18 protein-coding genes and 1 pseudogene are annotated in these 19,394 nt (G+C 69.2%); 10 read left to right on the top strand and 9 right to left on the bottom strand.

Annotation, left to right across the window (positions count from 1 at the left end):
• From KIT86_RS06355 to queA, 6 genes and pseudogenes are all read right to left on the bottom strand, one after another.
• Positions 1-248: pseudogene (locus tag KIT86_RS06355) on the bottom strand (sorbosone dehydrogenase family protein); the annotation flags it as partial.
• Positions 249-325: 77 nt separating this feature from the next.
• On the bottom strand, positions 326-1,504 hold the full coding sequence (locus tag KIT86_RS06350; RefSeq protein ID WP_297396218.1) for a nitrate/nitrite transporter: 1,179 nt from the start codon (positions 1,502-1,504) through the stop codon (positions 326-328).
• The gene (locus tag KIT86_RS06345) at positions 1,501-1,626 is read right to left on the bottom strand and encodes a hypothetical protein (protein WP_297396217.1); all 126 of its coding nucleotides are present in this window, start codon (positions 1,624-1,626) and stop codon (positions 1,501-1,503) included. The genes KIT86_RS06350 and KIT86_RS06345 overlap by 4 nt, the downstream gene beginning before the upstream one ends.
• Positions 1,627-1,818: 192 nt before the next feature.
• Positions 1,819-2,991: a tRNA guanosine(34) transglycosylase Tgt gene (gene tgt / locus KIT86_RS06340; RefSeq protein WP_297396215.1), complete on the bottom strand. Its 1,173-nt coding sequence runs from the start codon at positions 2,989-2,991 to the stop codon at positions 1,819-1,821.
• Between the two features lie 24 nt (positions 2,992-3,015).
• On the bottom strand, positions 3,016-4,236 hold the full coding sequence (locus tag KIT86_RS06335; RefSeq protein WP_297396213.1) for a sorbosone dehydrogenase family protein: 1,221 nt from the start codon (positions 4,234-4,236) through the stop codon (positions 3,016-3,018).
• A 10-nt stretch (positions 4,237-4,246) separates the two neighbouring features.
• Positions 4,247-5,347 carry a tRNA preQ1(34) S-adenosylmethionine ribosyltransferase-isomerase QueA gene (queA, locus tag KIT86_RS06330; protein WP_297396212.1) on the bottom strand — a complete coding sequence of 367 codons (1,101 nt, stop codon included), beginning with the start codon at positions 5,345-5,347 and terminating at the stop codon, positions 4,247-4,249.
• 71 nt (positions 5,348-5,418) lie between these two features.
• Here queA and recG point away from each other — a divergent pair, with 71 nt between their 5' ends.
• The 4 genes from recG to ubiA are packed head-to-tail and all read left to right on the top strand — an operon-like array spanning position 5,419 to position 9,956.
• Positions 5,419-7,515 (top strand): ATP-dependent DNA helicase RecG, encoded by a 2,097-nt coding sequence (gene recG, locus KIT86_RS06325; RefSeq protein WP_297396210.1) that lies wholly within the window; start codon positions 5,419-5,421, stop codon positions 7,513-7,515.
• Positions 7,516-7,570: 55 nt separating this feature from the next.
• Positions 7,571-8,530, top strand: coding sequence for a hydrogen peroxide-inducible genes activator (locus KIT86_RS06320; RefSeq protein ID WP_297396208.1), 960 nt, complete (start codon positions 7,571-7,573; stop codon positions 8,528-8,530).
• A 39-nt stretch (positions 8,531-8,569) separates the two neighbouring features.
• On the top strand, positions 8,570-9,073 hold the full coding sequence (locus KIT86_RS06315; protein WP_297396207.1) for a Dps family protein: 504 nt from the start codon (positions 8,570-8,572) through the stop codon (positions 9,071-9,073).
• Between the two features lie 10 nt (positions 9,074-9,083).
• Positions 9,084-9,956, top strand: a complete 873-nt coding sequence (ubiA, locus tag KIT86_RS06310) for a 4-hydroxybenzoate octaprenyltransferase (RefSeq protein ID WP_297396206.1) — start codon at positions 9,084-9,086, stop codon at positions 9,954-9,956.
• 53 nt (positions 9,957-10,009) lie between these two features.
• On the opposite strand, the gene proC is transcribed toward ubiA, so the two are convergent.
• The 3 genes from proC to KIT86_RS06295 are packed head-to-tail and all read right to left on the bottom strand — an operon-like array spanning position 10,010 to position 13,171.
• Positions 10,010-10,840 (bottom strand): pyrroline-5-carboxylate reductase, encoded by an 831-nt coding sequence (proC, locus tag KIT86_RS06305; protein ID WP_297396204.1) that lies wholly within the window; start codon positions 10,838-10,840, stop codon positions 10,010-10,012.
• Between the two features lie 22 nt (positions 10,841-10,862).
• The gene (gene glpK, locus KIT86_RS06300) at positions 10,863-12,356 is read right to left on the bottom strand and encodes a glycerol kinase GlpK (protein ID WP_297396202.1); all 1,494 of its coding nucleotides are present in this window, start codon (positions 12,354-12,356) and stop codon (positions 10,863-10,865) included.
• Positions 12,357-12,388: 32 nt separating this feature from the next.
• Positions 12,389-13,171, bottom strand: a complete 783-nt coding sequence (locus tag KIT86_RS06295) for a DeoR/GlpR family DNA-binding transcription regulator (protein WP_297396201.1) — start codon at positions 13,169-13,171, stop codon at positions 12,389-12,391.
• A gap of 166 nt (positions 13,172-13,337) precedes the next feature.
• Between KIT86_RS06295 and KIT86_RS06290 the strand changes: the two genes are divergently transcribed.
• From KIT86_RS06290 to KIT86_RS06265, 6 genes are all read left to right on the top strand, one after another.
• Positions 13,338-14,414 (top strand): ABC transporter ATP-binding protein, encoded by a 1,077-nt coding sequence (locus KIT86_RS06290; RefSeq protein ID WP_297396199.1) that lies wholly within the window; start codon positions 13,338-13,340, stop codon positions 14,412-14,414.
• Complete coding sequence (locus KIT86_RS06285) at positions 14,414-15,490, top strand: ABC transporter ATP-binding protein (protein WP_297396197.1); 1,077 nt, start codon at positions 14,414-14,416, stop codon at positions 15,488-15,490. Before KIT86_RS06290 ends, KIT86_RS06285 begins: the two co-directional genes overlap by 1 nt.
• Positions 15,487-16,380, top strand: a complete 894-nt coding sequence (locus tag KIT86_RS06280; RefSeq protein WP_297396196.1) for a carbohydrate ABC transporter permease — start codon at positions 15,487-15,489, stop codon at positions 16,378-16,380. Before KIT86_RS06285 ends, KIT86_RS06280 begins: the two co-directional genes overlap by 4 nt.
• A complete protein-coding gene (locus tag KIT86_RS06275) occupies positions 16,373-17,185 on the top strand; it encodes a carbohydrate ABC transporter permease (RefSeq protein WP_297396195.1) in 813 nt (270 codons plus the stop codon). The genes KIT86_RS06280 and KIT86_RS06275 overlap by 8 nt, the downstream gene beginning before the upstream one ends.
• Before the next feature lie 10 nt (positions 17,186-17,195).
• Positions 17,196-17,504 carry a DUF2160 domain-containing protein gene (locus KIT86_RS06270; protein WP_297396194.1) on the top strand — a complete coding sequence of 103 codons (309 nt, stop codon included), beginning with the start codon at positions 17,196-17,198 and terminating at the stop codon, positions 17,502-17,504.
• Between the two features lie 94 nt (positions 17,505-17,598).
• Positions 17,599-19,332, top strand: coding sequence for an ABC transporter substrate-binding protein (locus tag KIT86_RS06265; RefSeq protein ID WP_297396191.1), 1,734 nt, complete (start codon positions 17,599-17,601; stop codon positions 19,330-19,332).
• Positions 19,333-19,394 lie beyond the last annotated feature (62 nt).

The raw sequence follows: 19,394 nt of genomic DNA, 5'->3' as shown, positions 1-19,394 counted from the left end.
AAGGCCGTCACGCGCGTGCCCGCTGCCGGCGTGGGTGCCGCGCCGCTGGGCCAGCCCACGGCGGGCGCCACGTTCACCGTGGGGATCAGGGTTTTGTTCGGTGCCGGCAGGCGCGGGGTCGGGCCCGTGCCTTCGCTCACGCTGAAGCGGGCCGATTCGGCGCAGCCGCCCAGCGCCAGCAGCGCGGTCAGGCCCAGCGCGGCGCGCGCGCGCCAGCGGGACGGGGCAAGGTCGTGGGTCCAGGGCATGGGGCACCTTCGTGACGAGGGCCTGCAGGGTAGGGCCATGTGTCCGGCCCGGTCTGTTCGCCAGCGCACCAGGCCTGCTAGGGGGCGCAGGCGTCTTCCCGCCAGAGCGGCCGCAAGGCCCACAGCCCCAGCGCGGGCCCGATCGCCAGCCAGGGCAGCAGCGCGCCCAGCGGCACCTGTTCGGCCAGGGAGACGAACAGCAGGATGCTGGCGATGGAGATCGCAAAGCCGATGCTGTTGGTGAGCGTGAGCACGCTGCCCACGGCCTGGGCAGGCGCGTTGCGTGCAGTCAGTGTGGAGAACTGCGGCGAGTCGCCCGAGACCGTGACGCCCCAGAGCAGCAGCCAGCCGATGAACACCGGGGCCGGTGCGCCCATGGCCCAGGGCGCGGCCAGGCAGCAGGCCCCGCTGAGGGCCAGTTGCGTGCCCGCCACCCGCGCGCTGCCCCAGCGCGGCGCGAGCCAGCCCCCGCCCGCACAGCCGATGGCGCCCGCGCCCAGCACCAGGAACGCGGCCCACGAGAGACCCGTGCCCTGCAGGCGCGTGGCCAGCACCAGCGGCACCATCACCCACATGGTGTAGAGCTCCCACATGTGGCCGAAGTAACCGAGCACCGAACTGCGCACGCGCGCGTCCGTCCACAGGGTGGCCAGGGCGCGCCATTGCAGCGTGCTCACGCGTTGGGGCGCGCCAGGCGGGTCGCTGGTGCCGAAGAACAGCAGCACGCCGCCCGCGGCGGCCAGCCCCGCCACACCGAGCATGAGCGAGGGCCAGGGCAGGGCGCCGCTGAGTGCGCGCAGCGCATGCGCGCTGGCCGAGCCCAGCACCAGCGCGCCGATGAGCAGGCCCAGCGCACCGCCCAGGCCGCGCGTGTACCACTGCGCGGCGATCTTCATGCCCACCGGGTAGATGCCCGCGAGGAAGAAGCCGGTGGCGAAACGCCAGGCCAGCAATGCGCTGAAGTCGCGGACCATCCACCAGGCCCCCACGGTGCAGGCCGCACCGGCCAGCGAACACGCCAGGAACACCCTGCGCGGTGCGAAACGGTCGGCAATGGCCAGCAGCGCGAACACCAGCGTGCCAGCGATGAAGCCGAACTGCAGCGCCGAGGTGAGCGTGCCCACCGCGCTGGTGGGCCAGCCGAGCTCGCTTTGCAGGTCGGGCATGACCGCGTTCACCGCGAACCAGAGCGAGGTGCCCAGAAACTGGGCCAGCACCAGCACGGGCAGGATGTGGCGGGGCACGGGGCGGTTCATGCCGGCCTCAGCGCCGCAGCTGCGGCCTTCAGCGCCTTCTTGAAGGCCAGGACGAGGTCGGCGGTGGTGCTCATGGGGAAGTCCGGTATCGGGATGCGGTACTTCGGGGTTGATCGAGGCAACTGTATCGGAAGGCGATGCCCGATGGGGTGGCCGCCCCACACGGTGCCCTAGAGGAGCAGACCCGCATGAGCCCATCCACCGCCACTTTGTGAGGCCATGCGGTTGACCAAGGGACTGCTCATGGACCGGCATGGCGCACGGCGCCTGCCCGCGCGGGGTGCTTGCGGCGCACCCGCGGCCCGGGCCGAAGGCTAGACCCCGCGCGCGCGATCGGCCTTGAACTGCGCCTGGAAGGCGCTGAAGGTGCCCGCATCCAGCGCCTCGCGCACCTCGCGCATGAGGTTCAGGTAGTAGTGCAGGTTGTGGATGGTGGTCAGCATGGGGCCGAGCATCTCGCCGCAGCGGTCCAGGTGGTGCAGGTAGGCGCGGCTGAAGCCATCGCGCCCGCCGTCGGCCCAGCTCACGCCGCTGCTCCCCGCGCAGGCGTGGCAGGTGCAGGTCGCATCCAGCGGCTGGTGGTCGGTCTTGTGGCGCGCGTTGCGGATCTTCAGATCGCCAAAGCGCGTGAACAGGGTGCCGTTGCGCGCGTTGCGCGTGGGCATCACGCAGTCGAACATGTCCACGCCGTCGGCCACGCCCTGCACCAGGTCTTCGGGCGTGCCCACGCCCATGAGGTAGCGGGGTTTGTGCGCGGGCAGGCGGTGCGGGGTGTGCGCCATGATCTGCAGCATCTGTTCCTTGGGCTCGCCCACGCTCACGCCGCCGATGGCGTAGCCGGGGAAGTCCATGGCCACCAGCGCGTCCAGCGACTCCTGGCGCAGGTGCTCAAACATGCCGCCCTGCACGATGCCGAACAGCGCGTTGGGGTTTTCCAGCCGCGCGAACTCGTCCTGCGAGCGCTTCGCCCAGCGAAGGCTCATCTCCATGCTCTTGCGCGCCTCGGCCTCGGTGGTGAGGTGGCCGTTGGTTTCGTAGGGCGTGCATTCGTCGAGCTGCATCACGATGTCGCTGTTCAGCCCGGTCTGGATCTGCATGCTGACCTCGGGCGACATGAACAGCTTGTCGCCGTTGACCGGCGAGGCGAAGGTCACGCCTTCCTCGGTGATCTTGCGCATCGCGCCGAGCGACCAGACCTGGAAGCCGCCCGAGTCGGTGAGGATGGGCTTGTGCCACTGCTCGAAGGCGTGCAGGCCGCCGAAGCTTTGCATCACCTCGCGGCCCGGGCGCATCCAGAGGTGGAAGGTGTTGCCCAGGATGATCTGCGCGCCCATGTCGTGCAGGCTCTGCGGCATCACGCCCTTGACGGTCCCGTAGGTGCCCACGGGCATGAAGATGGGGGTTTGCACCACGCCATGGTTGAGCGTGAGGCGGCCGCGGCGTGCGTGGCTGTTCGGGTCGGTGGTGAGCAGGTCGAACTGGAGCATGGTGGGTCTCTTGGGGGAGGGTGTTCAGGGGGACGGGCTGGGCGCGATCACGATCACGCTGCGGTTGCGGTCTTCGACGATCCACAGGCGGCCGTCGGCGTCGAGGGTGATGCCGGCAGGCGTGCCCAGCGGGCGCACGCCGGCCTGGGCGTGCCAGCCGCTGACCAGGTCTTCGCGCGCGCCGGCGGGGCGGCCGTGTTCGTCGAGCCGCCAGGCCACGATGCGGTGGCCGCCCGTGCGGTAGCCGTGCCAGACGGCGAGCAGGCGGCCGGCGAAGGGGCCGGTGGTGAGGGTCTGAGGCGCCGTGAGCAGTTGCAGCGGGGCCACGTGGGCCGGCCAGGCCGCATGGGCAGGCGTGTGCGCGTTGCAGCGCGCCCGACCTTCGTAGCCACGGGCCGTGACGGCCTTGCCGCGCGCATCGCTCACGCAGTAGGGCCAGCCGTAGGACGCACCGTCCTTCAGTTCGTTGAGCTCCTCGGCGGGCAGCGCCGCGTCGGTGTAGTCGACCGAGTTCTCGGCCTGCCACAGGCGCACCGTGCCATCGCGTGCGATCGTGCCGGCCAGGCCCAGCGAGTTGCGCAGGCCGGTGGCCAGCGGCTTGAAGCTCTGCAGCGCGAAGTCGGTGCCGCCGAAGCGGGCCACGTACACGGCGGCGCGCGGCTGCGGGCCGGTGAGCTCGGGGCAAGGCAGGGGCTGTTGCTGGTCGTCGCCCCGGCAGGCGTCGGTGACGGAGCCCAGGTTGACGAGCAGCCGGCCATCGGGCGTGAAGGCCAGTTCCTTGAGCGGGTGCGCGCCGCCGGTGGGCAGGCCGGTGATCACGTCCTGCCGCTGCACCGCCTCGCCCACCGGTGTGCGCCACACGGTGCCGGCTTCGCCGACGTAGATGCGGCCGTCCGGGCCCAGGGCCAGGCCATGCGGGCGGTCCAGGCCGCTGGCGAGCACGCGCAGGCGCCCGGCTGCGCCGTGCGGGAGGTCGGTGCGCAGCTCCAGCAGGCGGCCCCGGCGCGGCTCCCAGTTGCCCATGTCCACGATCCAGAACCGGTGCGGCGCCACGGCCAGCAGGCGGCGCGGCATGCGCAGGCCGTCGCGCGCATCCGCCACCAGGCCCGCGCACCAGCCGGCCGGCACGTTCAGCGCGACGCCCGGGTGACCATCGCAAGTTCCCTGGGCGGCGTAGATCGGCGGGGCAGCCGACGCGGCGTGCGACAGCAGCAAGGCGAGCAGGGCAAGGAGGATGGGGCGCATGACGGGCTCTTCAGGCGCGGCGCAGCAGCATGGCGTCGCCGTAGCTGAAGAATCGGTAGCGCCCGGCAATGGCGTGGTCGTACAGCGCGCGGATGTGGTCGTAACCCGCGAAGGCGCTCACCAGCATCATCAGCGTGGACTGCGGGAGGTGGAAGTTGGTCACCATCAGGTCCACGACGCGAAAGCCGAAGCCCGGCGTGATGAAGATGTTGGTGTCGCCCTGGGTCTCGCCGGAGCGCGCCCAGCTCTCCAGCGTGCGCACGGTGGTGGTGCCCACCGCGACCACACGGCCGCCGCGCGCGCGGCACTCGGCAATGGCCTGCAGCGTCTCGGGCGGGATGGCGTAGCGCTCGTGGTGCATCACATGGTCTTCGATGCGCCCGGCCTTCATGGGCGCGAAGGTGCCCGCGCCGACGTGCAGGGTGACGCTGGCGCGCCGCACCCCGCGCGCTTGCAGCGCGGCCAGCACCGCCTCGTCGAAGTGCAGCGCGGCGGTGGGCGCGGCCACCGCGCCGGGCACGCGCGCGAAGACCGTCTGGTAGCGGCGCTCGTCGTCGGCCTCGTCGGCGTGGGTGATGTACGGCGGCAGCGGCACGTGGCCGTGGCGCGCCATCAGCTCATAGGGTGTTTCACCGGCCGGGCCGTGCAGGCGCAGGCGGAACAGCTGGCCCTGCTCATCGGGCCAGCGGCCGAGAAAGACCGCGTCGAACCCGCCGCCGCTCAGGCCGCCGGCCATGTGCAGGCGGCCACCGGGCTGGGGCTTCTTGCTCACGCGCAGGTGGGCCACCACCTCGTGGGCCGTGCCGTCGCTGGCCTCGTGGGGCAGCAGCACGCGCTCGATCAGCATCTCCAGCTGACCACCGCTGGCCTTCTGGCCAAAGAGACGCGCCTTGACGACCTCGGTGTCGTTGAACACCAGCAGATCGCCGTCGTTCAGCAGGGCGGGTAGATGCCGGAACACGCGGTCCACTGGCGCGGGGCCGGTGCCGTCGAGCAGGCGCGAGGCGCTGCGCTCGGGCGCCGGGTGCTGGGCGATCAGCTCGGGGGGGAGGTGGAAGTCAAAGTCGGCGACGGTGAAGGGGCGCGCGACGGTGTCGGAAGAAGCGGTCATGCTGCTTGAGGGCCGAACAAGGCCCGTGCCAAGTGAAAGGGAGGCGGATGGGAACCGGGCAGAATTGTCCCATGCCCGACGCCACCCCTGCCCGCAAGCCCCTGTCTGCCCCTCAGAAGGCGTTGCACAAGCTCGGGTTGGTGCGCGACATCGACCTGGCCTTGCACCTGCCCTTGCGCTACGAGGACGAGACCCGCATCGTGAGCCTGCGCGGCGCGCGCGATGGCCAGCTGGCGCAGATCGAGGGCACCGTGACGAACAGCGAGATCAGTTTTCGCCCGCGCCGCCAGCTGCTGGTGACGCTTGACGACGGCACCGACACCTGCACGCTGCGCTTCTTCACCTTCTACCCGGCGCACCAGAAGACGCTGGCCGTGGGCGCGCGGGTGCGCGCGCGCGGCGAGCTGCGCGGGGGCTTTGCGGGCTGGAGCATGGTGCACCCCGCATTCCAGCTCGCCGGTGGCGAACTGCCCGATGCGCTCACGCCGGTCTACCCCACCAGCGCGCAACTGCCGCAGGCCTACCTCCGCAAGGCCGTCGCCAGTGGCCTCAGGCGCGCCGACCTGAGCGAGACGCTGCCGCCCGCGCTGCTGGGCGGCCTGCAGGCCGTGGTGCGCGGCACCTGGACGCTGCGCGATGCGCTGCAGTACCTGCACCACCCGGGGCCGGACGTGTCGCTCGACGCGCTCGAAGACCGCAGCCACCCGGCCTGGCAGCGCCTCAAGGCCGAGGAGCTGCTGGCGCAGCAGCTCTCGCAGTTCACCGCCAAGCAGGAGCGCGCTGCCCTGCGCGCCCCGGCCCTGCGCGCGGCGCCGGGCGGCCTGCACGAGCAGTTGCTGGGCGCGCTGCCGTTCGCGCTCACCGCCGCGCAGCGGCGTGTGGGCGAGGAGATCGCGCGCGACCTCACGCGCCAGGTGCCGATGCACCGCCTGCTGCAGGGCGACGTGGGTTCGGGCAAGACGGTGGTGGCCGCGCTGGCCGCCGCGATCGCCATCGACGCGGGCTGGCAGTGCGCGCTGATGGCGCCCACCGAAATCCTGGCCGAGCAGCACTTTGCCAAGCTCATCGGCTGGCTGGAGCCCTTGCTCGCGCCGCTGGGCAAGCGCGTGGCCTGGCTCACAGGCAGCCAGAAGAAGAAGCAGCGCGGCGAGATGCTGGCCCTGATCGCCAGCGGCGAGGCCGCGCTGGTGGTGGGCACGCACGCGGTCATCCAGGATCAGGTGGTGTTCAAGCACCTTGCCCTGGCCATCATCGACGAGCAGCACCGCTTCGGCGTGGCGCAGCGGCTGGCGCTGCGCAGCAAGGTGGGCGTGGCAGCGGACGGCACCGAGCAGGAGCCCCACCTGCTGATGATGACGGCCACGCCGATTCCGCGCACGCTCGCGATGAGCTACTACGCCGACCTCGACGTCTCGACCATCGATGAGCTGCCGCCCGGGCGCACGCCCATCGTGACCAAAGTGGTGGCCGACAGCCGCCGCGCCGAGGTGATCGAGCGCATCCGCAGCCAGCTTGCGCAGGGGCGGCAGGTGTACTGGGTCTGCCCGCTGATCGAGGAAAGCGAGGCCATCGACCTGTCGAACGCCACGGCCACGCACGCCGAACTGGCGCAGGCCCTGCCCGGTGTGCTGGTCGGGCTCTTGCACTCGCGCATGCCGGTGGCCGAGAAGAAGGCCGTGATGTCGCTCTTCAGCGGCGGGCAAATGGGCGTGCTGGTCTCCACCACCGTGATCGAGGTCGGCGTGGACGTGCCCAACGCCTCGCTGATGGTGATCGAACACGCCGAGCGCTTCGGTCTGTCTCAGCTGCACCAGTTGCGCGGGCGCGTGGGGCGCGGCGCGGCGGCCTCGGCCTGCGTGCTGATGTACACGCCACCCGATGGCGGTCGACTGGGCGAGACCGCGCGCGAGCGCCTCAAGGCCATGGCCGACACCAGCGACGGCTTCGAGATCGCGCGCCGCGACCTGGAGATCCGCGGTCCAGGCGAGTTCCTCGGCGCGCGCCAGTCCGGCGCGCCGCTGCTGCGCTTCGCCGACCTGGCCACCGACGGCCACCTGCTCGACTGGGCGCGCGAGGCCGCGCCCGTGATGCTCGCGCAGTACCCGGCCGCGGCCGAAAAGCACATCGCGCGCTGGCTGGGCGGCAAGGCCGAGTACCTGAAAGCCTGAGTGATTGGATGAGGCGCCCTGCACGCGGCGGGCCGCGGGCGCAAAATAGCACCCCATGACGCTCACCGAACTCAAGTACATCGTGGCCGTGGCGAGGGAGAGGCACTTTGGCAAGGCCGCTGAGGCCTGCTACGTGTCGCAACCCACGCTGTCGGTGGCCATCAAGAAGCTGGAAGAGGAACTCGAGCTCAAGATCTTCGAGCGCAACGCCGCCGAGATCGCGGTGACGCCGCTGGGCGAGGAGATCGTGCGCCAGGCGCAGACCGTGCTGGAGCAGGCCGCCGCCATCAAGGAGATCGCCAAGCGCGGCAAGGACCCGCTGGCCGGGCCGCTGCGGCTGGGCGTGATCTACACCATCGGTCCCTATCTGCTGCCCGATCTGGTGCGCCACGTCATCGACCGCACGCCGCAGATGCCGCTGATGCTGCAGGAGAATTTCACCGTCAAGCTGCTGGAACAGCTGCGGCTGGGCGAGATCGACTGCGCGATCCTGGCCGAGCCCTTTCCCGACACCAACCTCGCCATCGCGCCGCTGTACGACGAGCCCTTTCTGGCCGCCGTGCCACACACCCACCCGCTGGCCAGGCAGGAACGCATCACCAACGAAGAGCTCAAGCGCGAGACCATGCTGCTGCTGGGCACGGGCCATTGCTTCCGAGACCACGTGCTGGAGGTCTGCCCCGAGTTCGCGCGCTTCTCGAACGACGCCGAAGGCATCCGCAAGAGTTTCGAGGGCTCGTCGCTGGAGACCATCAAGCACATGGTGGCCGCCGGCATGGGTGTGACGCTGGTGCCGCGCCTGTCGGTGCCGTCTTCCGCCCTGGACGGTGCGAGCGCGCCGGGCCAGGACTTCGGCGATTCTTCCTACGTGCGCTACCTGCCGTTTCAAGGCGAGGCGCCCACGCGGCGCGTGGTGCTGGCCTGGCGGCGCAGCTTCACGCGCTACGAGGCCATCGCCGAGCTGCGCAACGCCATCTACGCCTGCGAGCTGCCGGGCGTCAAGCGCCTGTCGTAACCCTTCCTTTTTTCTTTCCACCATCCCCAGGAGATCACCATGGCCAAACCCCGAGGCACCGTCACCGCCCCCGCGATCAACATCGGCATTGGCGAAAAGGACCGAGCCGCCATTGCCAAGGGCCTGTCCCAGCTGCTGGCCGACACCTACACGCTGTACCTGACCACGCACAACTTCCACTGGAACGTGACCGGTCCGATGTTCACCTCGCTGCACACGATGTTCATGACCCAGTACACCGAGCTGTGGAACGCGGTCGACCCCGTGGCCGAGCGCATCCGCTCGCTGGGCCACGCAGCGCCCGGCAGCTACGCGCAGTTCGGCAAGCTCAGCTCGGTGCCCGATGCGCCGGCCACGCCGCCCAAGGCGCTGGAGATGGTGCGCATCCTGGTGCAGGGCCACGAGGCGGTGGCGCGCACGGCGCGCCAGCTGTTTCCTGTGGTGGAGAAAGCGGGCGACGAGCCCACCGCCGACCTGCTGACCCAGCGCCTGACGGTGCACGAGCAGACCGCGTGGATGCTGCGTTCGCTTCTTGAGGAGTGATCCGCCTGTCATGGTTGCCACCACCTCGCCCGCGCCTTCGCGCCTTTCGCTGTACCTCGACCTGATCCGCTGGAACCGGCCTGCGGGCTGGCTGCTGTTGCTCTGGCCTTCGCTGGCCGCGCTGTGGGTGGCGGCGGGCGGTTTCCCGGGCTGGCACCTGCTGGTGGTGTTCGTGCTCGGCACCATCCTCATGCGCAGCGCGGGCTGCTGTGTGAACGATGTGGCCGACCGCGAGTTCGACAAGCACGTCAAGCGCACCGCGCAGCGCCCGGTCACCTCGGGCAAGGTCTCCACGCGCGAGGCGCTCGCGGTGGGGGCCGTGCTGGCGCTGGTGGCCTTCGGGCTGGTGCTCACCACCAACGGGCTCACGGTGCTGATGTCGTTCGCCGCGCTGGCGATCACGCTGATCTACCCCTATGCGAAGCGGTATGTCTCCATGCCGCAGGCGGTGCTGGGCGTGGCCTTCAGCTTCGGTGTGCCGATGGCGTTCGCGGCGGTGCAGTCGCAGGTGCCGCTGCTGGCCTGGGTGCTGCTGGTGGGCAACCTGTTCTGGGTGCTGGCCTACGACACCGAGTACGCGATGGTGGATCGTGACGACGACCTGCGCATCGGCATGAAGACCTCGGCCATCACGCTGGGCCGGGCCGATGTGCCCGCTGTCACGGGTTTCTATCTGGTGTTCCTGGCGATCTGGACGGTCGCGCTGTGGGCGGTGGTGAACCCCTGGGTCTGGGGCGCCATGCTGGTGGTGGCGCTGGCCCAGGTGGTCTGGCACTTCAGCTTGATCAAGGACCGCACGCGCGACGGCTGCTTCAAGGCCTTCCGGCTCAACCACTGGCTGGGCTTCACGGTGTTCGCGGGGGTGGTGCTCGGTATGCTATGAGTTTCGTTCCTTGAACCTCGCGTGCTCGAGCAGCGAGGAAAACAAGGCAACGCCTATTTCCCGAACTCGCGACCAAGTTCCTCGGCGCGTTTCTGCGCGGCGAACAGCGCGTCTTCAAACTTGGCTTTGACGCCCGCCGCGTCCATCGACGTGAGCGCGGCGTAGGTCGTTCCGCCCTTGGACGTGACCCGCTCGCGAAGCGTCTGCGGCGGATCGTCCGATCGCTGCGCCAGCGTGGCCGCGCCCACGAACGTGCCCACCGCGAGCTGGTAGGCCACGTCGGGCGGCAGGCCCATGCGGGCACCCGCGTCGCGCATGGCTTCGAGGAAATAGAACACGTAGGCCGGGCCCGAGCCGGAGAGCGCGGTCACGGCGTCGAGCTGGGCTTCTTCCGCCACCCAGACCAGGTCGCCGGTGGTCTTCACCACGGCCTCGACCCGCGCGCGATCGGCGGCGCTGGCGCCTGCGCGGGCGAACAGGCCGGTCATGCCCAGGCCGACCAGGGCCGGCGTGTTGGGCATGGCGCGCACGATGCGCTGCGTCTGCAACCAGTCGGCCATGCTCTCGCTGGTGATGCCGGCGGCCACGCTCAGGTGCAGCGCGTCCTTCAGGTGCGGCGCGCTGGCGAGCGCGGCTTCTTTGAAGGTCTGTGGCTTCACGGCCCAGACCACCAGGTCCGAAGGCTCGAGCGTGGGGCCGGCCAGCGGCAGCACGCGGATGCCCCGGAACTGCTGCGCGAGCTTCGCGCGCTGCTCGTCCCAGGGCTCGACGATCTGCAAGGCGCTGGCGGGGTGGCCCTGGCGGATCAGGCCGCCGACGATGGCGCTGGCCATGTTGCCGCCGCCGATGAAGGTGATGGTGGGGTGGGGGAAGGTGGTGCTCATCGCGCCATTGTCGCGCGTCGCATCAAGGGGCGACGGTCTGGCGCACCGCATGCTCCCATTGCGCCATCTTCTCGGCCGCGCGCTCGCGCGAGAGCGTGGGGTGGAAGGTGCGTTCGGCACGCCATTGCTTCGAGAGTTCGTCCAGCCCGCCGTACACGCCGCTGTGCAGGCCGGCGAGGTAGGCGGCACCGAGCGCGGTGGTCTCGATCACCGCGGGCCGCACCACGGGAATGCCCAGCAGGTCGGCCTGGATCTGCATCAGCAGGTTGTTTGCGCAGGCACCACCGTCCACGCGCAACTCGCTCACGGGCACGCCGCCGGCGGCCAGGGCATCGCGGCTCATGGCGTCGAGCAGGGCGGCGCTCTGGAAGGCGATGCTCTCCAGCGCGGCGCGTGCGATGTGGGCCATGGTGGTGCCGCGCGTGAGGCCGGTGATGCTGCCGCGCGCCTCGGGCTGCCAGTAGGGCGCGCCCAGCCCGGTGAAGGCCGGCACCAGCACCACGCCGCCGGCGTCGGGCACGCTCTCGGCGAGGGACTGCACCTCGCTGCTGGACGGGATCGCCTTGAGGCCGTCGCGCAGCCACTGCACCACCGCGCCGCCGATGAAGACGCTGCCTTCCAGCGCGTACTGCTGCGGCCCCGGAGGTTGAGCGGTGGCGGTGGTGATGAGACCGTTCTCGCTGACCTGGAATCGCTCGCCGGTGTGCATCAGCATGAAGCAGCCGGTGCCGTAGGTGTTCTTGGCCATGCCGGCGGTGAAGCAGGCCTGGCCGAAGAGGGCGCTCTGCTGATCGCCAGCCACGCCGCCGATCTCCAGCGGCGCGCCCAGCCACTCGGCCTTCATCCGGCCGAACGCCGCGCTGGAGGGCAGGGCCTCGGGCATCAGGCGCCGGGGGATGTCGAGCAGGGCCAGCAGGTCGTCGTCCCATTCGCGCGTGTGCACGTTGAAGAGCATGGTGCGCGAGGCGTTGCTCACGTCGGTGACGTGGCGCTCGCCGCCGGTGAGCTGCCAGATCAGCCAGCTGTCCACGGTGCCGAAGGCGAGTTCGCCGCGCTCGGCCTGCGCGCGCGCGCCGGGCACGTGGTCAAGGATCCACTTGAGCTTGGTGCCGGAGAAGTAGGCGTCGATGCGCAGCCCGGTCTTCTGCAGCACGGTGTCGCTTAGCGCCCGCTCGCGCAGCTCGGCGCAGGTGTTCTCCGCCCGGCGGTCTTGCCAGACGATGGCGTTGTAGACCGGCTCGCCGGTCTGGCGGTTCCACACCAGCGTGGTCTCGCGCTGGTTGGTGATGCCCACGGCCTGGATCTGGTCGGCGCGCAGCTTCGCCTGCTGGAGGGCCTGGCGGGCGGTCTCCAGCTGGGTCTGCCACAGGTCGCGCGGGTCGTGCTCGACCCAGCCCGGCTGCGGGTAGATCTGGCGGAACTCGCGCTGCGCCATCGTGACCACGCGGCCTTCGCGGTCGAACACGATGCTGCGCGAGCTGGAGGTGCCCTGGTCCAGGGCAAGCAGGTAGGTCATGGCGTCTTTCCGGATGAGCAGAAGCGGGGCGGTCAGGCGTTGTCGGTGGAGACCCCGGCGCGCACGCACTCGACGTTGGCCTGGGCCAGCAGCTCGTCGAAGGGCGGCGGCGGCGCCAGGTCGGTGAAGACCACGTCAATGTCGTCCAGCCGCGCGAGCTCGACCATGGCGGGGCGGTTGAACTTGCTGTGGTCGGCGGCGAGCCAGACCTCGCGCGACTGTTCGACGATGGCGCGCGCCACCTTCACCTCGCGGTAGTCGAAGTCTCGCAGCGTGCCGTCGGCCTCGATGCCGCTGATGCCGATCAGACCGATGTCGACGCGGAACTGGCGCATGAAGTCCACCGTGGCCTCGCCCACGATGCCCTGGTCGGCGCCGCGCACCAGGCCGCCGGCCACGATCACCTCGCAGTCGGGGTTGGTGCTCATGAGCGAGGCGATGTGCAGGTTGTTGGTGATCACGCGCAGGCCCCGGTGGTGCTGCAGCTCGCGCGCCACGGCCTCGATGGTGGTGCCGATGTTCATGATCAGGGAGCAGCCATTGGGCACGCGCCGGGCCACGGCGCGGGCGATGCGCGTCTTGGCGTCGGCCTGCATCGCCTGGCGCTGGCGGTAGGCGATGTTCTCGGTGGTCGATCCCGGCTGCCGCACCCCACCGTGGAAACGCGAGAGCAGGCCGGCCTCGGCCAGGCGCTGCACGTCGCGTCGCACGGTCTGCAGCGTGACGCCAAAGCGCTCGGCCAGGGCTTCGATGGTCTGGGGACCGTGGGCGCGCACTTCGTCAAGCAGCTGGGTGTGGCGGGGGTTGAGGTTCATCGGTGCAGCGGGTCGAGGGGTCACAAGGCCACCCGAACATAACGGAATTCTTTTCAGGCGCTCCTCAGGGTAAGTACCGAATAAAAAGGAACATAAACGAACAACATAATCGGTGAAACGAATCGCCGCCTGCTTTCGGGTGTGCGTTTTTTCACACGGGGACCGAATGCAGCTGTCACTGGAGCACGTGGGCAAGACCGTTGGGCCAAGCGCCCACCTCTACCCCCTGAGCCTGAGCCTGGCCCCGCGCGAGGTGACGGTGCTGCTGGGCGCGACCCAGGCCGGCAAGACGAGCCTGATGCGCGTGATGGCCGGGTTGGACACGGCCACCACCGGCCGGGTGCTGGCCGATGGCGTGGAGGTGACCCGGGTGCCGGTGCGCCAGCGCAACGTGGCCATGGTCTATCAGCAGTTCGTCAACTACCCCTCGATGACGGTGGCGCAGAACATTGCCTCGCCCATGCGCCTGCGCGGCGAGCGCGACGTGGACCGGCGGGTGCGCGAGCTGGCCGCGCGCCTGCACATCGAGCCCTTCCTGGACCGCCTGCCGGCCGAACTCTCGGGTGGCCAGCAACAGCGCGTGGCGCTGGCGCGGGCCCTGGCCAAGCAGGCGCCGCTGATGCTGTTCGACGAACCCCTGGTGAACCTGGATTACAAGTTGCGCGAGGAACTGCGCGAGGAGCTGACCCAGCTGTTCGCCACCAGCGACGCCACCGTGGTCTACGCCACCACCGAACCTGGCGAGGCCTTGCTGCTGGGGGGGTACACGGCGGTGATGGACGCGGGCGAGCTGCTGCAGTACGGCCCCACGGCCGAGGTGTTCCATGCGCCCCGGAGCATCCGCGTGGCGCGCGCCTTCAGCGACCCGCCGATGAACCTCATGGCCGCCGATGCGGTGGCCGGCGGCGTGCGGGTGGCCGGCGGCGAGGTCTGGCCCCTGGCCTTGCCGGCCGATGCGCCCGGGCGGCTCACGCTCGGCCTGCGCGCCGGTGGCCTTCGCGTGGTGCAGCGCCCCGGCGACGTGGCGCTGCCCGGGCGCGTGGAGCTGGCCGAGATCGCCGGATCGGACACGTTCGTGCACGTGCACGCGGCGGTGGGCGAGCTGGTGGCCCAGCTGACCGGCGTGCACGACTGCCCGCTGGGCGACCCCATCACGCTGTACCTGCGGCCGGACCAGCTCTTCGTCTTCGATGCCGAGGGCCCGCTGGTGCGGGCGCCCGCGCGGGTGGGGAGGGCCGGCTGATGGCGCGCATCGAACTCGACCTGGCGCACGCCTACCGCCCGAACCCGAAGGCGGACGAGGACTACGCGCTGCTGCCGCTGCAGATGACCTTCGAGGATGGCGGCGCGTACGCGCTGTTGGGCCCCTCGGGTTGCGGCAAGACGACCATGCTCAACATCATCTCGGGCCTGCTCGCGCCGTCGCAGGGCACGGTGCGCTTCAACGGCGTCGACGTGACGCGCCAGAGCCCGCAGCAGCGCAACATCGCCCAGGTGTTCCAGTTCCCAGTGATCTACGACACCATGACCGTGGCGCAGAACCTGGCGTTCCCCTTGCGCAACCGCAAGGTGCCCGAGGCCGAGATCCAGGGCCGGGTGGGCCGCATCGCCGAGATGCTGGAGATGAGCCACCAGCTGGACCAGCGCGCGGCCGGCCTCTCCGCCGACCAGAAGCAGAAGATCTCGCTGGGCCGGGGCCTGGTGCGCTCCGATGTGTCGGCGGTGCTGTTCGATGAACCGCTGACCGTGATCGACCCTCACCTGAAATGGCAGCTGCGGCGCAAGCTCAAGCAGATTCACCACGAACTCAAGCTCACGCTGATCTATGTGACGCACGATCAGGTGGAGGCATTGACCTTCGCCGACGAGGTGGTGGTGATGACGCGCGGTCGCGCGGTGCAGGTGGGCGCGGCGGCGGCGCTGTTCGAGCGGCCGGCTCACACCTTCGTGGGGCACTTCATCGGCTCGCCCGGCATGAACTTCCTGCCGGCGACCAGCGTGCGCGGCGGCGTGGTGGTGCTGCAGCATCCGCTGGCGCTCACCAATGGCCAGGAGCTGCCCGTGGGGCCGGTCAAGCTCGGCATCCGCCCCGAGTACCTGGCGATAGGCCGGGCTGGGGAGCCCGACACGCTGCCCGCGGTGGTCACGCGCGTGCAGGACATCGGCACCTACGTGATGGTGACCTGCGAGGCAGGCGGGCACCGCCTCAAGTGCCGGCTGGCGCCCGAGGCCAGCGCGCCCGCGGTGGGCGAGACCGTGCACCTGCGCGTGCTGGGCCGGCACACCTGCTTCTACAAGGACGAGGTACTCATCGCATGAGCAATACCACCAAACCCGTGAACCAGAAGGCCTGGTGGCTGGTGCTGCCGGTGATCGTCTGCGTGGCCTTCTCGGCGGTGCTGCCGCTGATGACGGTGGTGAACTACTCGGTGCAGGACGTGCTCTCGCCCGACCGCCGCGTGTTCGTCGGTACCGAATGGTTCGCCGCGGTGATGCGCGACGAGGAGCTGCACCTGGCGCTGTGGCGGCAGATCCAGTTCTCGCTCGCGGTCCTGCTGGTGGAGATCCCGCTGGGCATCGCACTGGCGCTGTCCATGCCGGCCCAGGGATGGAAGTCCTCGGCCGTGCTGGTGCTGGTGGCGCTGTCGCTGCTGATCCCGTGGAACGTGGTCGGCACCATCTGGCAGATTTTCGGACGCGCCGACATCGGCCTGCTGGGCTACTTCCTGCAATGGGCCGGCATGGACTACAGCTACACCGGCAACCCGGTGCACGCCTGGTGGACGGTGCTGATCATGGACGTGTGGCACTGGACGCCGCTGGTCGCGCTGCTGGCTTTCGCGGGCCTGCGCAGCATCCCCGACGCCTACTACCAGGCCGCCAGCATCGACGGCGCGAGCAAGTGGGCCGTGTTCCGCTACATCCAGCTGCCCAAGATGCGCGGCGTGCTGATGATCGCGGTGCTGCTGAGGTTCATGGACAGCTTCATGATCTACACCGAGCCCTTCGTGCTCACCGGCGGCGGCCCGGGCAACGCCACCACCTTCCTCTCGCAGTACCTCACCACCAAGGCGGTCGGCCAGTTCGATCTCGGCCCGGCGGCGGCGTTCTCGCTGATCTACTTCCTCATCATCCTGCTGTTCTGCTTCGTGCTCTACAACTGGATGCTGAGCCTGGGCACGTCGGAGAAGGAGCCGGGTCATGGATAACCGCAGGTTTCGCAAGAGGACGCTGTTCCTCATCGCCTACCTGGTCTTTGCCCTGTTGCCCATCTACTGGATGGTCAACATGAGCTTCAAGACCAACCAGGAAATCCTCTCGTCCTTCACCCTGTGGCCGGCCGAGTTCACCTGGGCCAACTACCGGACCATCTTCACCGACCCGTCCTGGTACTCGGGCTACATCAACAGCCTCATCTACGTCGGCATCAACACGGTGATCTCGCTCACCGTGGCGCTGCCGGCGGCCTACGCCTTTTCACGCTACCGCTTCCTGGGCGACAAGCACGTGTTCTTCTGGCTGCTGACCAACCGCATGACGCCGCCGGCCGTGTTCCTGCTGCCCTTCTTCCAGCTCTACACCACGCTGGGCCTGATGGACACGCACATCGCCGTGGCCATGGCGCACCTGCTGTTCAACGTGCCGCTGGCGGTGTGGATCCTGGAAGGTTTCATGAGCGGCATTCCGCGCGAGATCGACGAGACCGCCTACATCGACGGCTACAGCTTCCCCCGCTTCTTTTTCACCATCTTCCTGCCGCTCATCAAGGCCGGCGTGGGGGTGGCGGCGTTCTTCTGCTTCATGTTCAGCTGGGTCGAGCTGCTGCTGGCGCGCACGCTCACCAGCGTGAATGCCAAGCCCATCGTCGCGACCATGACGCGCACCGTGAGCGCCAGCGGCATGGACTGGGCGACGCTGGCCGCGGCCGGCGTTCTCACCATCGTGCCGGGCGCGATCGTGATCTGGTTTGTGCGGCACTACATCGCCAAGGGCTTCGCGATGGGCCGCGTCTGAGGAGACCGAGATGTTTCAGTGGATGGTCTGGACCACACCCGTGGCCGTGTTCTTCACCTGCATCGCGCTCATGCTCGTGGGCATGACGCTGTGGGAGGTCAAGGCGCCCACCGTCGAGCGCAAGGGCTTCCTGCCCATGGTCACCTCGCGCGGCGACCGCCTGTTCATCGGCCTGCTCGGCGCGGCCTACATCAACCTGGCCTTCATTGGCCTGGCAGGCTGGTTGGCCCAGTGGTTCTCCCTGGAGCAGGAGCCCAGCATCTGGATCGCCTTCGTGCTGTCCATGGGCTGGCTGCTGCTGGTGATGCGCAAGGGCTGACCGCGCTGCTTCTTTCCATATGGATTCGGCCCAATGCTTCCCCGGGGCCGAGATCTCTCACCAACCGGGGAAGCGCACCGCTAGAGGAGACGACATGAAATTGCGACACACCACCCTGGCCCTGGCCGCGTTGCTGGCCATGGGCGCCTTGCCCGCGTGGGCCGACGAGGCCGCCGCCAAGAAGTGGATCGACAGCGAGTTCCAGCCCTCCACCCTCACCAAGGCCCAGCAGGCGGCCGAGATGAAGTGGTTCATCGACGCGGCCGCCAAGCTCAAGGCCAAGGGGGTGAAAGAGATTTCGGTGGTGTCGGAAACCATCACCACGCACGAGTACGAAAGCAAGACCCTGGCCAAGGCCTTCGCCGAGATCACCGGCATCACCGTCAAGCACGACCTGATCCAGGAAGGCGACGTGGTCGAGAAGCTGCAGACCTCGATGCAGTCGGGCAAGTCGATCTACGACGGCTGGATCAGCGACTCCGACCTGATCGGCACGCACTACCGCTACGGCAAGATGATGAACTTGACCGACTACATGGCCGGCAAGGGCAAGGAGTTCACCAACCCGGGCCTGGACATCAAGGACTTCATCGGCACCAGCTTCACCACGGCGCCCGACAAGAAGCTCTACCAGCTGCCCGACCAGCAGTTCGCCAACCTCTATTGGTTCCGCGCCGACCTGTTCGACCGCAAGGACCTCAAGGACAAGTTCAAGGCCAAGTACGGCTACGACCTGGGTGTGCCGCTGAACTGGAGCGCCTATGAGGACATCGCCGAGTTCTTCACCAACGACGTCAAGACCATCGATGGCAAGCCCATCTACGGCCACATGGACTACGGCAAGAAGGACCCGTCGCTGGGTTGGCGCTTCACCGACGCCTGGCTGTCCATGGCCGGTACCGCCGACATCGGCATCCCCAACGGCAAGCCCGTGGACGAGTGGGGCATCCGCGCCTCGGCCGACGGCTGCCACCCGCAGGGCGCAAGCGTCTCGCGCGGCGGCGCCACCAACTCGCCGGCCGCCGTCTACGCCCTCACCAAGTACATCGACTGGATGAAGAAGTACGCGCCCAAGGAAGCCACCGGCATGACCTTTGGCGAAGCCGGCCCGGTGCCCGCGCAGGGCCAGATCGCGCAACAGATCTTCTGGTACACCGCCTTCACCGCCGACATGACCAAGCCCGGGCTGCCGGTGGTCAACGCCGACGGCACGCCCAAGTGGCGCATGGCGCCCGGACCCAACGGCCCGTACTGGAAGCAGGGCATGCAGAACGGCTACCAGGACGTGGGCTCCTGGTCGTTCTTCAATGGCCATGACGAGAACAAGACCGCGGCGGCCTGGCTGTACGCGCAATTCGTGACCGCCAAGACCACCTCGCTGAAGAAGACCATCGTGGGCCTGACCCCGATCCGCGAGAGCGACATCCAGAGCAAGGCCATGACCGACCTCGCGCCCAAGCTGGGTGGCCTGGTCGAGTTCTACCGCAGCCCGGCCCGTGTGGCCTGGACGCCCACCGGCACCAACGTGCCGGACTACCCCAAGCTCGCGCAGCTCTGGTGGCAGAACGTGGCCCAGGCGGTGACGGGCGAGAAGACGCCGCAGGCCGCGATGGACAACCTGGCCGAGCAGATGGACCAGGTCATGAGCCGCCTGGAGCGCGCCGGCATGGAACGCTGCGCGCCCAAGCTCAACCCCAAGGGCGATCCCAACAAATACCTGAGCGACAAGGCCGCGCCCTGGAAGAAGCTGGCCAACGAAAAGCCCAAGGGAGAGACCATCGCCTACGACCAGCTGCTCAACGCATGGAAGAATGGCAAGGTCCGCTGATGTGATGCATCGGCTTTTGTAGCAACCGTCCTCCGCGCCGCCTGGGTGCGGGGGACCATTCA

Source organism: Hydrogenophaga sp. (genome assembly GCF_026125825.1).
Lineage (GTDB): Bacteria > Pseudomonadota > Gammaproteobacteria > Burkholderiales > Burkholderiaceae_C > Hydrogenophaga.
This window is presented reverse-complemented; position numbering and strand designations above follow the sequence as displayed.

Coding starts and splice junctions, on each gene's coding strand:
- KIT86_RS06350 (WP_297396218.1), bottom strand. CDS start 1,504: ATGAACCGCCCCGTGCCCCGCCACATCCTGCCCGTGCTGGTGCTGGCC.
- tgt (WP_297396215.1), bottom strand. CDS start 2,991: ATGCTCCAGTTCGACCTGCTCACCACCGACCCGAACAGCCACGCACGC.
- KIT86_RS06335 (WP_297396213.1), bottom strand. CDS start 4,236: ATGCGCCCCATCCTCCTTGCCCTGCTCGCCTTGCTGCTGTCGCACGCC.
- queA (WP_297396212.1), bottom strand. CDS start 5,347: ATGACCGCTTCTTCCGACACCGTCGCGCGCCCCTTCACCGTCGCCGAC.
- recG (WP_297396210.1), top strand. CDS start 5,419: ATGCCCGACGCCACCCCTGCCCGCAAGCCCCTGTCTGCCCCTCAGAAG.
- KIT86_RS06320 (WP_297396208.1), top strand. CDS start 7,571: ATGACGCTCACCGAACTCAAGTACATCGTGGCCGTGGCGAGGGAGAGG.
- KIT86_RS06315 (WP_297396207.1), top strand. CDS start 8,570: ATGGCCAAACCCCGAGGCACCGTCACCGCCCCCGCGATCAACATCGGC.
- ubiA (WP_297396206.1), top strand. CDS start 9,084: ATGGTTGCCACCACCTCGCCCGCGCCTTCGCGCCTTTCGCTGTACCTC.
- proC (WP_297396204.1), bottom strand. CDS start 10,840: ATGAGCACCACCTTCCCCCACCCCACCATCACCTTCATCGGCGGCGGC.
- glpK (WP_297396202.1), bottom strand. CDS start 12,356: ATGACCTACCTGCTTGCCCTGGACCAGGGCACCTCCAGCTCGCGCAGC.
- KIT86_RS06295 (WP_297396201.1), bottom strand. CDS start 13,171: ATGAACCTCAACCCCCGCCACACCCAGCTGCTTGACGAAGTGCGCGCC.
- KIT86_RS06290 (WP_297396199.1), top strand. CDS start 13,338: ATGCAGCTGTCACTGGAGCACGTGGGCAAGACCGTTGGGCCAAGCGCC.
- KIT86_RS06285 (WP_297396197.1), top strand. CDS start 14,414: ATGGCGCGCATCGAACTCGACCTGGCGCACGCCTACCGCCCGAACCCG.
- KIT86_RS06280 (WP_297396196.1), top strand. CDS start 15,487: ATGAGCAATACCACCAAACCCGTGAACCAGAAGGCCTGGTGGCTGGTG.
- KIT86_RS06275 (WP_297396195.1), top strand. CDS start 16,373: ATGGATAACCGCAGGTTTCGCAAGAGGACGCTGTTCCTCATCGCCTAC.
- KIT86_RS06270 (WP_297396194.1), top strand. CDS start 17,196: ATGTTTCAGTGGATGGTCTGGACCACACCCGTGGCCGTGTTCTTCACC.
- KIT86_RS06265 (WP_297396191.1), top strand. CDS start 17,599: ATGAAATTGCGACACACCACCCTGGCCCTGGCCGCGTTGCTGGCCATG.